11 protein-coding genes, 1 tRNA gene and 3 rRNA genes are annotated in these 16,996 nt (G+C 34.5%); 2 read left to right on the top strand and 13 right to left on the bottom strand.

Annotated features, from left to right (window positions below):
- Positions 1-2: 2 nt before the first annotated feature.
- The 12 genes from C0982_RS02195 to pepT all read right to left on the bottom strand — a co-directional run bounded on the left by C0982_RS02195 (position 3) and on the right by pepT (position 14,553).
- Positions 3-896 (bottom strand): 4Fe-4S binding protein, encoded by an 894-nt coding sequence (locus C0982_RS02195; protein ID WP_101773199.1) that lies wholly within the window; start codon positions 894-896, stop codon positions 3-5.
- Between the two features lie 67 nt (positions 897-963).
- Positions 964-1,098 carry a CD1871A family CXXC motif-containing protein gene (locus C0982_RS10780; RefSeq protein ID WP_278336027.1) on the bottom strand — a complete coding sequence of 45 codons (135 nt, stop codon included), beginning with the start codon at positions 1,096-1,098 and terminating at the stop codon, positions 964-966.
- 20 nt (positions 1,099-1,118) lie between these two features.
- Complete coding sequence (locus tag C0982_RS02190) at positions 1,119-1,667, bottom strand: TlpA family protein disulfide reductase (RefSeq protein WP_101772590.1); 549 nt, start codon at positions 1,665-1,667, stop codon at positions 1,119-1,121.
- A gap of 36 nt (positions 1,668-1,703) precedes the next feature.
- Entirely contained in the window at positions 1,704-3,614 is a 1,911-nt protein-coding gene (locus C0982_RS02185) for an ABC transporter permease (protein WP_180946843.1), read from the bottom strand.
- Complete coding sequence (locus C0982_RS02180) at positions 3,601-4,365, bottom strand: ABC transporter ATP-binding protein (protein ID WP_101772588.1); 765 nt, start codon at positions 4,363-4,365, stop codon at positions 3,601-3,603. Before C0982_RS02180 ends, C0982_RS02185 begins: the two co-directional genes overlap by 14 nt.
- A gap of 477 nt (positions 4,366-4,842) precedes the next feature.
- Entirely contained in the window at positions 4,843-6,327 is a 1,485-nt protein-coding gene (locus tag C0982_RS02175) for a hypothetical protein (protein ID WP_101772587.1), read from the bottom strand.
- A 50-nt stretch (positions 6,328-6,377) separates the two neighbouring features.
- Complete coding sequence (locus tag C0982_RS02170; protein WP_101772586.1) at positions 6,378-7,085, bottom strand: DUF1700 domain-containing protein; 708 nt, start codon at positions 7,083-7,085, stop codon at positions 6,378-6,380.
- A 309-nt stretch (positions 7,086-7,394) separates the two neighbouring features.
- Positions 7,395-7,709, bottom strand: a complete 315-nt coding sequence (locus tag C0982_RS02165) for a PadR family transcriptional regulator (protein ID WP_456299409.1) — start codon at positions 7,707-7,709, stop codon at positions 7,395-7,397.
- Positions 7,710-7,811: 102 nt separating this feature from the next.
- Positions 7,812-7,928 (bottom strand): 5S ribosomal RNA (gene rrf / locus C0982_RS02160).
- Positions 7,929-8,119: 191 nt separating this feature from the next.
- Positions 8,120-11,024, bottom strand: a 23S ribosomal RNA gene (locus tag C0982_RS02155).
- Between the two features lie 264 nt (positions 11,025-11,288).
- Positions 11,289-12,801, bottom strand: a 16S ribosomal RNA gene (locus tag C0982_RS02150).
- Together the 16S, 23S and 5S rRNA genes form the textbook arrangement of a ribosomal RNA operon.
- A 516-nt stretch (positions 12,802-13,317) precedes the next feature.
- The gene (gene pepT, locus C0982_RS02145) at positions 13,318-14,553 is read right to left on the bottom strand and encodes a peptidase T (RefSeq protein WP_101772585.1); all 1,236 of its coding nucleotides are present in this window, start codon (positions 14,551-14,553) and stop codon (positions 13,318-13,320) included.
- A gap of 170 nt (positions 14,554-14,723) precedes the next feature.
- On the opposite strand from pepT, the gene C0982_RS02140 reads away from it, so the two are divergent.
- Positions 14,724-14,796, top strand: a tRNA-Arg gene (locus tag C0982_RS02140).
- Between the two features lie 24 nt (positions 14,797-14,820).
- Positions 14,821-15,222 carry a hypothetical protein gene (locus tag C0982_RS02135; protein WP_101772565.1) on the top strand — a complete coding sequence of 134 codons (402 nt, stop codon included), beginning with the start codon at positions 14,821-14,823 and terminating at the stop codon, positions 15,220-15,222.
- Between the two features lie 156 nt (positions 15,223-15,378).
- Here C0982_RS02135 and C0982_RS02130 read toward each other — a convergent pair whose 3' ends face one another.
- Positions 15,379-16,776, bottom strand: a complete 1,398-nt coding sequence (locus tag C0982_RS02130; RefSeq protein WP_101772566.1) for a peptide MFS transporter — start codon at positions 16,774-16,776, stop codon at positions 15,379-15,381.
- Between the last annotated feature and the right edge of the window lie 220 nt (positions 16,777-16,996).

Here is a 16,996-nt window from a genome sequence, read left to right as displayed (position 1 = left end):
TTTTAATTTTCTGCTTCTTGTTTTTTATTTTTCTTAGAATATTCTTTTAGATCTACTTCCTTGTATTTTTCAGATTTCTTATTCAAGTCAATTATATTTTCCTTTTTTATAAAAGTCTTTTCCAAAGCACCTATCGGACATTCATCTACACATTCTCCACATCGAATACATTCTGCACTATTTGGATTTTTATAAGGCTCTACATTCATCTTGCAGACTTTAACACATTTTTTACAGTTTATACATTTATTAGAATCAACATTCAATCTGTAAAAACTTATTTTATTAAATAAACCATATATTGCTCCAAGAGGACATATATATTTACAAAATGGTCTATATGTTATTATAGAAAGCAATATTGTAACTATAAGTATAAACATCTTCCAATTATACAAAAAGCCAATAGATTGTCTTAATCCCTCATTTAATATTACCATAGGAATACCAGCTTCTAGAGTACCCGCCGGACATATATACTTACAAAATGCAGGACCGCCGCTTCCCGCTTCATTTACCCAAAACATTGGAATTATTATTACAAAAACTACCAGTATAAAATATTTAAGATACTTCAAAAAATCAAATTTTTTAAAAATATCCTTTTTTACAAAAGGTATCTTATACAATAATTCTTGTATCAATCCAAATGGACAGAGCCATCCACAGACAAACCTTCCCAATACTACTCCAATAAGTGTCAAAAAACCTACTATATAAAATGAGAATTTATATTTAATATCGGAAATTACAGCCTGCAGAGAACCTATTGGACATCCACCAACAGCACCTGGGCATGAATAACAATTTAACCCCGGCACACAAACTTGCTTGAAATCACCTTTATATATTCTACTCGATGCAAATCCTTTAAAATTCAAATTAGATAGAACCATGGCAACTACTTGAACAAATTTTCTTTTCTTTTTGTTGTAATTTATCTTATCTCTTTTTTTTATATTTTTATCCAATCCCTATACACTCCAGACATATATTAGTTGCTTTTCTCAATACTCTATCCACTTCTCCTCTGTGAAATCCTATTAATATAAAAGCAATACTCAACATCAGAAGAGCAGATTTCAACTTATTTTTCATATCAATCTCCTAATATAAAATTATTTTTTTTCTATCTTAGCTAGTGAATCATCTATTATTTTCTTGTATTCTTCTTTTGTTTTTGAACCGAAAATCATATCTGAAACTGGACTTCCATTTTCATCAACCACTATTGTTACAGGTACAGCATCTATATTAGATAATATTCCCTTATTAAGATTTTCGTCTGGTATTATATTCTTAAATGTAATGTTTAGTTTTTTCAAAATTTTTATGGCTTCTGGTGCAGCACTTTCTCCATCTTGCACTATACCTAATACAGCAATATTTTTATCTTTATATTCATCATTCAATTCTTGTAAATATGGTAATTCTTCCATACATGGGGCACAAAAAGTACCCCAAATATTTACAAGAGTTAATTTACTTCCTTTAAATACTTCATTATTTATTTTTTCTTCTGTTAAAACATCTTTTGTATCAAACTTTGAAATAGTCGTAGTTGCAACCTTTGTTTCTTTTGCATCGCTATCTTTCTTTTCTGAAGAGCATCCTGTTGCTCCTAGTAATATTACTCCTGATAACAAAACTGCCGCTAATTTTCTCATATTAACCTCCAAATTAATTTTATATTCTCCAAAATATTAATTGTTTACTATTTTATTGTATCCTCTTGCAGTAATAAAGTAATAGATCATATATATTACTGTGTATGCAAGTATGATATATACCATTTCCATCGCAACTGCTCCATGTAGCATTATATTAGATACCATTACAAGGGCAATTAATGAATGTAATATTCCCAGAGATAGTGGAATAGCAAATATTGCAAGAACTTGCTTATTTACTGATTTTTTTATTTCCTTTTTACTTACACCTATTCTCTTAAGTATATTGTATCTTTCTATACTTTCGCTTGCATCCGTCAACTGTCTAAAGTATATTATACTTCCTGTTGATATTAAAAATACTAATCCAAGGAAAAATGCAATAAATATCATGAGAGAATTTAATGTCTTAATAGAGTTATTTGTTGATGAAGCTTCAAGTTGTGACTCTACTGGTAAATATCTTAATAAATCTAATGTCAATTCATCTGAAGTCATTTCATTTGCAACATTGTATATCATTACTCGTTTTACATCATTATTTTCTTCTATACTATTATATATATCATCTTTTGCAACAACAGTAGTCATCAGTTTTCCAGCATCAACTATAGGTAATTTAATAGTATTCTCAACTTTATATGTACTTTTTTCTTCATAATTATTGTTTTCTTCTAAGTTTAGTTCAATTTCTTTGTCCTTATATCTTTTAATTCTTTTCTTGTCAAAATCCATTACAGTTACATCTGTATCTTTTGACAGCTTAATTTTAACATCAGATTTTCTCGCTTTCAAAAGCTTATTAGCATTTGATTCAGAAACAACACTTAATTTTTCATTGTTAGATTTTGCCCCTTCTGCTTTTACATCAGATTCAACATATTGAAGTTCATACTTATTTATAACTTTATTATCAGGGTGACCTGCTATAATACGTTCCACTTCTTTATCCATGTCGGCACCTTCGCTTATGTATGTATAGCTAAATGGTTGCATATCTTCAATATTATTATTTAGTAAATTAAATGAAGAATACACACTACCTAATGTGACAATTGTTGTAGCAGTCATTATTACGATTGTCGACAATATTCTAGAGTTACTCTTGATTTTATAGCTAAAGTTTGATATTTCTATCAGTCTAGTACCCTTGAAGTAAAATCTTTCATTTTTCCTTAACATCTTAAATAGCGATGTTAGGAATGTTCCAAAGAATAAATATGTACCTATTACTACAAAGAACAACGTCGTTGGAACATGTGTAGTAAATGATGCTGAACTAGATTCTGTAGTAAGTCCTATTATATAGCCTCCTACAATAAATATTATTGAAAGAATTGCTATAAATTTATTCGACTTAGGAGTCTTTTCAACAACTTTTTCTGCCTTAAATAAGTCAATCAGCTTGTATCTATATATTATGCTGTATCCGTATAAAGATATGAAAAAGAACATTACCCCAAACATTATCACAGTAGATTTAACAGCTTCTAAACTCAAACTAAAAGATATTGCCATGTTTAGCCCCATTAATTTTAGAAGTATAAAAATAAATCCCTTAAATAATAGACTTCCTAAGAATATCCCTATAATAATAGCCAAAATCCCCATTATTACATTCTCATAAAAAAGCATAAAACCTATCTGACTTTTCTTTATACCAAGTAAAGAATATAGTCCTAATTCTTTCTTCCTCTTTTTCATAAAGAAAGAGGTACTATATCCAATAAATATTACAGCAAACATTATTAGTATTATAGAGGCTAATTCAAAACTTGAACTTATAACCTTATTAGTTTTTAGAGCTTCTCCAAACTCTTTGTTATATTTTATTGACATAAATGTAAAATAGATTAATACATTAAATACTATAGATATAAAATAAACACTATAATTTTTAAAGTTTCTTTTTACATTTTTTGTTGATAAATTAAATAGACCCATTTTCTTCATCTCCTATTTTTGCTAAGTGTTCAATAATTCTATCAAAAAACTCTTGTTGAGAAGCTGTTTTTACAATAGAATTTTCTAAATGACCATCTTTTATAAAAATAACCTTCTTACAAAAACTTGCAGCAAATGCATCATGTGTCACCATTACAATAGTTACTCCATCAATTTCATTTAACTCTTTTAACAGTTTCAAGAAATCTTTTGATGTCTTTGAATCCAACGCTCCTGTCGGCTCATCTGCTAATATCAAACTAGGATTCGTCACTATAGCTCTACAAGCTGCAGTTCTTTGTCTTTGTCCTCCAGAAATTTCATGAGGATATTTATTTAATATTGTTTCAATTCCTAACTTCTTACTAACTTTCAATACTTCTCTGTTTATTTCTCTAGAGCTCTTTTTAGACAAAGCTAGAGGTAATGCAATATTTTCCTTAACTGTAAGTGTATCTAACAAATTAAAATCTTGGAAAATAAATCCTAACCTATCTCTTCTAAATAGAGAAAGCCTACCTTCATTCATTTTTAATATGTCCTCATTGTCTATCAGTACATCACCTGATGTTGGCTTATCGATTGTAGACATTATATTCAATAATGTACTCTTTCCTGAACCAGATGGTCCCATTATTCCTATAAAGTCCTTTTCTTTTACATCTAAATTAATATTTTCAAGGGCCTTGTATTTATTCTTTCCAGATTCATATACTTTCCCCAAATTTTTTATTTTTACTATTTCAGTCATTATCTCTATCTCCTTTTCTTATAAATTCATTTTAGTTAATCATAGATACACCTAAATAGTATTGAGTTATTTTTAGTATCTAATTTTCCATTTCTAAATTATAGCAGCTTTATTTTACAATTTCATTAAAAAACTCGTTTTTTAATAGTTTCTTTATTTTTTCTTTAGCTTCTTTCTATTTAGTTAATTATTTTACATGGTTGTTAATATTTTCAAATACTATATAGTATTTGAAAAAAACATAATACTTATACTGTTATTTATAATTGCTTATAGGTATCTCTGCTTATAAGATATATCTATTTGCGGCTATTTATATCATTTATATTTCCTCTTTATATTTCAATATAAAAAGAGATGAGCTTTATATCAGCTCACCTCTAAAGTTTGAATATTTACTTATTCAATTTTTATAAAATTTTCCATTTTCTATAATACTAACTTTCTAGTTCTCTAGTTCTCTAGTTCTCTAGTTCTCTAGTTCTCTAATAATTTTAGCTTATTTGAATTAATTACCAAAGAAGGTTTTGTATTGACTGATTTTTTATACTTGGAATCTTTATCAACAGACAATATATAGTTATATAAATTACCTTTGTATTCTTTTTCCTTACCGTCGTTAGGTATTGAATTTAGCTTTACATTATCAAATAATAAGAATCTAAAGTCAATTCCTTCCTTAGTTTTAATATCCATTTCTGGATTTATGTTATCTAATGTCAAAACTACATTTTTACCAGGTGCATTTATGCTTATTTTATCAGCTATATTTTGATTTACAATCATTCCAAAATCAAGATTTTTAAAATACTCTTCGTTGATATCATAGCTATCACCCGTATTATATCTATTGTATCTGTCTAATTCTGGCTTGAATAATTCTATATATTTTTTGATCTCAACTTTTTTATCTATGCCCTTAAGTATTTCATCATAGTACTCAGAACTATCTCTTTCAGTATCTTCTAAATCATCTACTTTTCCTTCAATTTCATCATGTATTTTTTCTAAAATATCATTTTCTTTTTCCAAAGTAGTATCTATTTCATGATATGTATCTCCACCATATTCATCATTATAACTTGGTTTTTCTCCTTCGACATTTACTATAATTTCATCAGCTATTTTTTTCCTGACTTCGCTGCCTATATTAAATATTCCTGGAGTAGTATTGATTTGAAGAGTAGCTATTTTCAAGCTTTTATCATTTCCCCTTGCCAAATCTCTCAAAAAATCATTTACTGAATCTGCATAATAATTATTTTCTTCCGAGTATTTTGCATTTATTATTAGTTTTTTTATCTTATCATTTGACTCAATTCTATAAAGCGAATTTACATCATTTACTGTGACAAAATCCTTTATTACTCCATCATCTACTGAATATGTTTCAACATGAGAATATCTGCTAGTAGCCTCAAACTCAATATTAACGTTATTAGGAACATATATATCGACAATATTTGTTTCACTCTTATTTTCTCCATTGTTAGCCTTATACCCATCAAATATATTATTTACAACAACATCACCGTAAATCATATTGTTAATTGCAGATTTTATTAATTTTTCCTTATTACCTAAATTAAAAGTTAAATCAGTTGCATTAAATAAGCTGCTGTATCCCGTATTTTTTTTATCTGAATATACCTTCAATATAGAGTCTTTTATCTCTGCTTTAACTATACCTTTTTCATAAAGTGATTTTATCCTTACATGAGAGTTTTCGTCCTCAGATTTATGTATCTTAATATTCACATTCCAAGGTACAGTTCCTATTTTCAAAGTTTCTACTTTATCCTTAGATGTTATTAACTCTTCTTCGCTAGTCATATTTCTTTTTTCTTCATTCATATATATTTTTAGTTTATCAATTCCGGTATTTATGGTATATGCACTTCCAATACATCCCACTAAGAACATTACTGCCCCTGCTATTAACAGTTTTTTAATTTTGCTCATAGTTATTGTTCTTCCTTTCTACATTTATTTTGCCGCTTTGTAATCACGCTCTATCCAAAAGCAATTCCTAGCACTACATTTAATATAAAGCAAAAAGCAACTATTGCCACCATTGCAATTGCTATGAATTTTAAAAACTTTTCTTCCATCGATTGAGATAATGATACACCAAATACTAATCGATTCATTACAAAACCTAATTTAAACATAAGTACTACAGCTACTATTGATAGCAAAAATAACCCTATCATTAAAATCAATGGGAATATAACTAAAAGTCCACTAGCACCTACCACAGATAGCGCCGTATGTCCATAAGGAATTGAAATCATTCCAACTATAAACACAGATAAAATACCCAGACCTATACTAAATAGCATCAGATAGTAGAAAATATCAAAAAATATCATCATTATGTATCCAAATGCTTTCATCATCTTATTCAAATAATATCTAAAATCTTTTACTTCTTCATATTCCTCAACTTTGTTGCCTAGATAAGAATACTCAAAATACTTCTTGAAATCATCTTTCGTATATTTTCCGAGTTCAATATCGTTTTCTATCATTTCATCTACTATTTTTTTAGGATCACCTAGTGACTCTGTTATTTCATCATCGTTCTTTCCTTCTTTAAAACCGTCCATAAAATATTCTTCATAATCCCTTAAAATATCATCAACTTCATCTGGACTGATGTCTGAATACGCAAGTCTTAAAAAATAGCTTAAATCATCCATAAAAAGCCTTTTGTTCATACTTTCTCCCCCTCTTCACATAATGAGAACACTCTATATATAAATATGTAAATCTCAATTAATTTTTAATTTTTTCTTTAAATTCAATCCTCTAGTCATAGTACTAAATTTTAGATAACTTCATAATATTGAATTGTAAATTGCTTTACAGTACCATATTCACAGTACTACATTCTAGGTCATCTAAATTTCTAATTTATAGTTCAAGTTTCAAATAGTACCTAAAAATAACTATCATAATTGAAATTATTGCTGTTAATAATATTATTATTTTAGCTATAAAAAAAACATATCCCATACAAGTACCTCCTACTCGATTAAAGCACCTACTTCCTTTATAAAGCTATACCATTCTTTTTTTTGCAACTCAAAATATTCTTTCCCCAATTCTGTAATTGCATAATACTTTCTAGCAGGACCTCCTCTTGAATCTACCATATACGTTTCAAAATATCCATCTTTTGTCAACCGCCTAAGTATTGGGTATATAGTGCCTTCATTAACTTCTATGCTAGCAGATATATTTTGAACAATTTCATATCCATACATATCCTTTTTATATATCATAGCCATTACGCACAACTCTAATGCACCTTTCCTAAATTGTGTATTCAAATCTTTCACCAACCTCTACTAGGTATTATTATGTATTGAGTATAACACACTATTGTGTATTAAACAATAGCTTTGTATAAAAAAGACTCTAACTAAATGCTAGAGCCTATCACGTGGCTACGTCCTATTCTCCCAGACAGCTTCCCATCAAGTACCTTCGGCGCTAAAGAGCTTAACTTCTGTGTTCGGAATGGGAACAGGTGTATCCTCTTTGCTGTAATAACCACATATTAAATTGAAAGTTTTGTACTCTCAAAACTGAATATATTAGTGTATTTTTATTGGTCAAGTCCTCGATCTATTAGTATCAGTAAGCTACATACATTGCTGCACTTACACCTCTGACCTATCAACCAGGTAGTNACATATTAAATTGAAAGTTTTGTACTCTCAAAACTGAATATATTAGTGTATTTTTATTGGTCAAGTCCTCGATCTATTAGTATCAGTAAGCTACATACATTGCTGCACTTACACCTCTGACCTATCAACCAGGTAGTCTTCCTGGGATCTTAACCTTACGGTGGGAAATCTTATCTTGAAGTGGGCTTCGCGCTTAGATGCTTTCAGCGCTTATCCTTTCCATACATAGCTACCCAGCCATGCCCTTGGCAGAACAACTGGTACACCAGAGGTATGTCCATCCCGGTCCTCTCGTACTAAGGACAGATCTCCTCAAATTTCCTACGCCTGCGACGGATAGGGACCGAACTGTCTCACGACGTTCTGAACCCAGCTCGCGTACCACTTTAATGGGCGAACAGCCCAACCCTTGGGACCAACTACAGCCCCAGGATGTGATGAGCCGACATCGAGGTGCCAAACCTCCCCGTCGATGTGGACTCTTGGGGGAGATAAGCCTGTTATCCCCAGGGTAGCTTTTATCCGTTGAGCGATGGCCCTTCCATTCAGAACCACCGGATCACTAAGTCCGTATTTCTACCTTGCTCGACCTGTATGTCTTGCAATCAAGCTCCCTTTTGCCTTTACACTCTACGTACGATTTCCGACCGTACTGAGGGAACCTTTGAGCGCCTCCGTTACCTTTTGGGAGGCGACCGCCCCAGTCAAACTGCCCACCAGACAGTGTCCCAAGACCAGATTCATGGCCTATGGTTAGAGTCCCAATACTACAAGGGTGGTATCCCAAGGATGACTCCATCAAAACTGACGCCCTGATTTCGTAGTCTCCCACCTATCCTGTACATGTAGTATCGAGACCCAATGTCAAGCTACAGTAAAGCTCCATGGGGTCTTTCCGTCCTGTCGCAGGTACCCGGCATCTTCACCGGGATTACAATTTCACCGAGTCTATTGTTGAGACAGCGTCCAAATCGTTACGCCTTTCGTGCGGGTCGGAACTTACCCGACAAGGAATTTCGCTACCTTAGGACCGTTATAGTTACGGCCGCCGTTTACTGGGGCTTAAGATCACTGCTTCGATTACTCTAACAGATCCCCTTAACCTTCCAGCACCGGGCAGGCGTCAGCTCCTATACATCGTCTTTCGACTTAGCAGAAACCTATGTTTTTGATAAACAGTCGCTTGGACCAATTCTCTGCGGCCCCATTTCTGGGGCACCCCTTATCCCTAAGTTACGGGGTCATTTTGCCGAGTTCCTTAACAATAGTTCTCTCGCGGGCCTTAGGATACTCTCCTCACCCACCTGTGTCGGTTTGCGGTACGGGTACCTTTAATCTCGATAGAGACTTTTCTCGACAGTGTGAAATCAGCTGCTTCGCTACTTAGTTTCGCTCCCCATCGTATCCCAGCCTTAGTAGCTAGACGGATTTGCCTGTCTAGCCAGCCTCAATACTTAGACACACATAACCAACAGTGTGCTCAGCTTATCCTACTGTGTCATCCCATCTCTCAAACGATTATCGGTAGTACAGGAATATCAACCTGTTGTCCATCGCCTACGCCTTTCGGCCTGAGCTTAGGTCCCGACTAACCCAGGGAGGACGAACCTTCCCCTGGAAACCTTGGGTTTACGGCCTGAAGGATTCTCACCTTCATCTCGCTACTCATGCCAACATTCTCTCTCCCATACTGTCCACGACTCCTTACGGTATCGCTTCAACCTGCATGGGAAGCTCCCCTACCCATCACTATGTGATGCCGTAGCTTCGGTAGTATGTTTTAGCCCCGGAAATTTTCGGCGCAAGATCACTCGACCAGTGAGCTATTACGCACTCTTTAAATGAATGGCTGCTTCTAAGCCAACATCCTGGTTGTCTGTGCAATCTCACATCCTTTACCACTTAACATACATTTAGGGACCTTAGCTGACGGTCTGGGCTGTTTCCCTTTCGACTATGAACCTTATCACCCATAGTCTGACTCCTGAATAAAAGATAATGGCATTCGGAGTTTGATAGTCTTCGGTAAGTGCAATACCCCCTAGGACATTCAGTGCTCTACCTCCACATCTCTACATTCAAGGCTAGCCCTAAAGCTATTTCGGGGAGAACCAGCTATCTCCGAGCTCGATTGGAATTTCACCGCTACCCACAAGTCATCCCCGCACTTTTCAACGTACGTGGGTTCGGACCTCCACGAAATTTTACTTTCGCTTCATCCTGCTCATGGGTAGGTCGCCCGGTTTCGGGTCTACGTCATGTGACTAATTCGCCCAGTTAAGACTCGCTTTCGCTTCGGCTACACACCTGAAGTGCTTAACCTTGCCACATAACGTAACTCGTTGGCCCGTTCTACAAAAAGTACGCGGTCACGCGAATAATGCGCTCCCACAGCTTGTAAGTGTAGGGTTTCAGGTTCTATTTCACTCCCCTCCCGGGGTTCTTTTCACCATTCCCTCACGGTACTGTTCGCTATCGGTCACTAGGTAGTATTTAGCCTTGGGAGATGGTCCTCCCTGCTTCCCACAAGGTTTCACGTGTCTCGTGGTACTCTGGATCATATCAAGAGCTTTCTTGGCTTTGTATACGGGACTATTACCCTCTATGGTTGAACTTTCCAGCTCTATTCTACTCGCAATATCTTCTCCTTAAGATATGTCCGCAACCCCGAACCAGTAAACTGATTCGGTTTGGGCTCTTCCGAGTTCGCTCGCCGCTACTATCGGAATCGAATTTCTTTCTCTTCCTTCAGGTACTTAGATGTTTCAGTTCCCTGAGTTCCCCTCCATACACTATGTATTCATGTATGGATACTTGGACATTACTCCAAGTGAGTTTCCTCATTCAGAAATCTCCGGATCAAAGTGTATGTGCCACTCCCCGAAGCTTATCGCAGCTTATCACGTCTTTCATCGGCTCCTAGTGCCAAGGCATCCGCCCTACACCCTTAATAACTTGACCTCGTTATTAATTTGAGTTTTAATAGTGTCTTTCGACAATATTAATAGCTAATTTGTTTTTATGAGTTATCTCTCAGATTTTTATGAGTTTACTCTCGTGTTTTAGTGAGTTGTCTCTCATTCTCGATTGTATTAATCTATATAATTGATTATCCAATGGACAATCAATCGATGTCTTTAATATCACTAATATATTCAGTTTTCAAAGTACAAAGTTGAAAGTTAAATGAACTCTCAAAATTAAACAGCAGGTAATTTTCCTTAGAAAGGAGGTGATCCAGCCGCACCTTCCGATACGGCTACCTTGTTACGACTTCACCCCAGTTATCGACTCCACCTTCGACGACTTCCTCCTTGCGGTTAGACAATCGGCTTCGGGTGTTTCCGACTTCCGTGGTGTGACGGGCGGTGTGTACAAGACCCGGGAACGCATTCACCGCAGCATTCTGATCTGCGATTACTAGTAACTCCAGCTTCATGTAGGCGAGTTTCAGCCTACAATCCGAACTGAGAGTAGCTTTAAGGGATTAGCTCCACCTCACGGTTTGGCAACCCTCTGTACTACCCATTGTAGCACGTGTGTAGCCCTAAGCATAAGGGGCATGATGATTTGACGTCATCCCCACCTTCCTCCAGGTTATCCCTGGCAGTCTCTCTAGAGTGCCCAACTGAATGCTGGCAACTAAAGACAAGGGTTGCGCTCGTTGCGGGACTTAACCCAACATCTCACGACACGAGCTGACGACAACCATGCACCACCTGTCACCTCAGCCCCGAAGGGAAGGTGTGATTAAACACCGGTCCGAGGGATGTCAAGCTTAGGTAAGGTTCTTCGCGTTGCTTCGAATTAAACCACATGCTCCGCTACTTGTGCGGGTCCCCGTCAATTCCTTTGAGTTTCACACTTGCGTGCGTACTCCCCAGGCGGAGTACTTAATGCGTTAGCTGCGGCACCGAGGGGGGTAACCCCCGACACCTAGTACTCATCGTTTACGGCGTGGACTACCAGGGTATCTAATCCTGTTTGCTACCCACGCTTTCGTGCCTCAGTGTCAGTTACAGTCCAGAAAGCCGCCTTCGCTACTGATGTTCCTCCCAATATCTACGCATTTCACCGCTACACTGGGAATTCCACTTTCCTCTCCTGCACTCAAGTTTTCCAGTTTCAGCGGCTAACTACGGTTGAGCCGTAGCCTTTAACCGCTGACTTGAAAAACCACCTACGCACCCTTTACGCCCAGTAAATCCGGATAACGCTAGCCCCCTACGTATTACCGCGGCTGCTGGCACGTAGTTAGCCGGGGCTTCCTCACAGGGTACCGTCATTATCTTCCCCTGCAACAGAACTTTACGACCCGAAGGCCTTCATCGTTCACGCGGCGTTGCTGCATCAGGCTTGCGCCCATTGTGCAATATTCCCCACTGCTGCCTCCCGTAGGAGTTTGGACCGTGTCTCAGTTCCAATGTGGCCGATCACCCTCTCAGGTCGGCTACTGATCGTCGCCTTGGTAAGCCGTTACCTTACCAACTAGCTAATCAGACGCGGGTCCATCCTATACCGCTAACACTTTGATGATTCCTTGATGCCAAGGTATCATGTTATCATGTATTAGTAAACTTTTCAGTATGTTATCCATGTGTATAGGGTAGGTTACCCACGCGTTACTCACCCGTCCGCCGCTTGCGCATAGAAGTAAACTTCTAATTGCTCGCTCGACTTGCATGTGTTAGGCACGCCGCCAGCGTTCATCCTGAGCCAGGATCAAACTCTCTTTAAAAAATTTGTCCGCTCAGATCTATCTAGTATTATCTCGAAATATCTGGCTTGGTTTGTTGTTTGTGGTTTAAACCTTTATGGTTTAAACGATTAATCAATTGTTTTAAAAACAATATGAATTAACCTGCTGTTTAATTTTCAAAGTTCATTTTGTTTACCTGTCGTTTTTGACGACTAGATAATAATAACATCTTTAATTTCTTTTGTCAATAACTTTTTAAAAACTTTTTTAAGTTTGTTTTGAGTTATTTTTGTTTTGCCTCTTGTTGAGGACAAGTAATACTATACTCTCTTTTTTTATTAAAGTCAATACTTTTTTTATATTTTTTTCAAAAAATATATAAGAGACCGTAAACCTTCTAATAATACAGTCTCTTACATTTATTATTTTTATTTATATGTAAATATTACACATACTATTTAATATTTATAAATTAATATATACAGATTAATTTATCCAATAATATGGCACTTAATATTTACAATAACTCGTTATAAAATTATATGATTTATGTAATTACGCTTTTATTCCAAGTTCTGCGTATTTACTTGCTATTCTAACAACAAGCTTTGCACCTGCTTCAAGTGCCTCTACACTTACCATTTCATTTCTACCATGGAAGTTTATTCCACCAGCAAATAAGTTAGGGCAAGGTAATCCCATAAATGATAGTCTGGCTCCGTCAGTGCCTCCTCTAATAGGTATTACTTGAGGATCTACACCAATTTCTTTCATTGAATCCACAGCAATATCCACTATAAACATTTCTTTTTCTACTATTTCTCTCATATTATAGTAGTTATCTTTTATTTCTACTGATATTCTTCCATCATGTTTATCTGAAAGCTCTTTTATTTTCTTTTCAAAAAACTCTTTTCTTTCATTAAATATTTTCATATCATGGTCACGGATTATGTATCTCATCACTGTCTGTTCAGCGTTACCTTCCATTTCATTTAAATGATAAAATCCTTCGTAACCTTCTGTAGTCTCTGGCCTTTCTGATTTTGGAAATGCTTCCATTACATCGGCTGCCATATATATAGAATTTATCATTTTATTCTTTGCAGAACCTGGATGTACGTTTCTTCCTTCTATTGTAACTACAGCTGCTGCTGCGTTAAAGTTTTCATACTGTAATTCACCCATTTCTCCGCCATCTAAAGTATATGCATATTTTGCTCCAAACTTCTCAACATCGAAGAAATCTGCGCCTCTTCCTATTTCTTCATCCGGAGTAAATCCTATCATTATATCTCCGTGTTTTATTTCAGGGTGATTTTTTAAATATTCAATACCTGTCATTATTTCAGCTATCCCTGCTTTGTCATCAGCTCCTAAAAGCGTATTCCCATCTGTTACTATTACAGTTTGACCCTTGAATCTTTCTATTTCAGGATAGTCTTTTAATGTTGTGACAATTCCTTTTTCTTCATTTAGTATTATATCTTTACCATCATAATTTTCAATGATTCTAGGTTTCACATCTTTTCCAGTTATATCAGGGCTAGTATCCATATGCGCTACAAAACCTATAGGTGCTATACCTTCTGTATTAGCCGGCAACTTTGCCATAATATAACATTTTTCATCTAGCGAAATATCTTCTAATCCCATTTCTTTCAACTCTTCTACAATAACTTTTGCTAGGTCGAATTGCTTCTCTGTAGAAGGACAGCTTTCTGAATACGGATCAGATTCCGTATCAATAGAAACATAATTTAAAAATCTTGATAAAACCTTTTCTTTCATAATACCCTCCTGTTTTTGCTATTTAAAGTCAACTTATAAATATATAGTTATACAGCGTTCAATATTATTATATCACTAATATGTTCTACATTTTAGTCATTTTATAAAATATTTTAAGAATTTTGCACTTTCAATTCTTATTTTTATGTTATAATAATTTGTATCGGTATGCGCCTATAGCTCAACGGATAGAGCTGCAGACTTCGGATCTGTGAGTTGTGGGTTCGAATCCTACTAGGCGCGTTTATTATTTTTAGAGGTGAAATTATGTACGTTATTTTTAGAGATGACATGATATCTAGTGATGATATTATTAAAAAAATAAATAGTGAAACACTATTTAAAGTAGAAACTAATCTTACAAAAGCAACTAAAAGAGAAGACGTGATGAGTTTTAAACTGTCTATTCCTGTTGATTCTATAGGAGCTAAAGATGAATTTTATTGGGAAAACAACGATTCTGTGGAAATGTATTTTAAATCTGCAGAAGAATTGACAAAAGATATTCTTAAATTTTTTCCAAAATATACAATTCAAGCTTCTCGTGCATATAAATGGGATGAAATTGAAAATAAAATACTCTTAGTTGTAGTTATATCAAATATAGACTTGAAATTGAAAAAATTAGAACTTGATATTTTAAAAAGAATGATGAAACAGGTAGATTGATTTTTTTAAGTCAATATTACTTTAATCTACAAATAAAAACGGATGATTGCGCCAGTTGGCGTTCTCATCCGTTTTTTTATATCTATTATATTTTATTAATATTTATTACATAAAAATCATCATTTCCTATATTTACTAATGATATTAATATAAATATTAATCCATTTCAATTTGATCAAGAGCCATCATCTTAGTTAATTTATTTCTGATTAACAATAAGATTACACCGAATACTATAACTATTATAGCTATATATTTAAATACTGCTCCATAACCCATGTTTTCTGTAAAACCGGCAACTTTACCAGATATTATACTAGCAAAGAAGAAGCATAAGTACCAAGCTCCCATTGCAAGAGAAGCGTATTTAGCTGGTGCAAGTTTGTTAAACATCGCCATTCCTATAGGTGATAAGAATAGTTCTCCTATAGTTAATATGATATATGCAATAAGAAGGAATCCTAGACCCATTTTTGCACTACCATCTTCAACACCACCAAGACCTGCTATTCCAATTATTAGAATTACGAATGAAGTACCAGTTAGTATCATTCCTAGACCCATTTTCATTGGTATACTCAAATCTCCATACTTTGATCTTTCTAGTCTAACCCATAATCCACCTAAAAGTGGAGCTAATATAACACATAAAATTCCATTAAATGATATCAACCAAGGTACTGGGATTGTAAATCCAAAAACATTTCTATTTACTAACGTATCTGCAAGTAATGTTACTGATGTTTGTGTTTGAAAATATGCTGCGAAGAAAAGTGTTACGAAACCAAACACTATAGCCATTGCCAACATTCTGTTTTTTTCTAACTTTGTAAGCTTAGGTCCTTTTTCAGTTCCTTTTTTCTCTTTTTCTACTTGTAATGCAGGCTTCTTACCAATATCTTTAAGCCACTTTGGAGCTAGGTATAAAAATAAGAAAAATGTTATGAACATTACTATAGAAGACATTAAAAACGCTTGCTTATAACCATAAGATGCTATCGTTCCGTCTGCATTAATCTTTGCAAACCAAGAATCTGTCATAAGTCCAGCAACAATTGGTCCCATTAAGCTTCCTAAATTTACAGCCATATAGAATATACTATAAGCGGCATCTTTTTTTGATAATTCCTTTTTAGAGTATAACTCTCCTACCAAAGCACTTACGTTTCCTTTAAAGAAACCACCACTTATTATCATAACTGCTAGACCAATCCAAAGTCCAGTAAGAGTAGATCCTAATAAGAATATTGTTAAATATCCTACTGCTGCCAAAAATGCACCTAATAAAATGGCCTTTTGAAGTCCCAGATATCTATCTGATAACCAGCCTCCTATTAATGGTGTCATATACCCTAAACCTGAGTAAAGACCCATGATACCTGTTGCTTCTTTTATTCCTAATCCCAACCCATTTTTACTTGCTGATGCAGTTAAGAAAAGTACCATAAAAGATATTACAGCGTATCCAGCATAACTTTGAAGTGCAATTGAAATATTTAGCAATTTTAAGCCATCTGGATGTTTAATTTTTGTAGCTTTTGTACTAGAACTCATTATAACCCTCCCTAAAACCGTTTTTTTCAGTACTTTTATTAAGCACTGCTCAAGGTTATTATATAATTATATATGTTTTTTTGCAATGTCTAATTCTTTTTATTTTTCTTTAAATTCAATAAAAAGTTTATTCAATAAAGCTAGTACCCTTTTTATTGCTTATTTAAACAATATTGTTATTTTTTTGAGAATCTTTATTTTTTAATTTATCATAAAACCT

Origin of the sequence: Peptostreptococcus faecalis (assembly GCF_900240845.1) — a bacterium.
GTDB classification, from domain to species: domain Bacteria; phylum Bacillota; class Clostridia; order Peptostreptococcales; family Peptostreptococcaceae; genus Peptostreptococcus; species Peptostreptococcus faecalis.
This window is presented reverse-complemented; position numbering and strand designations above follow the sequence as displayed.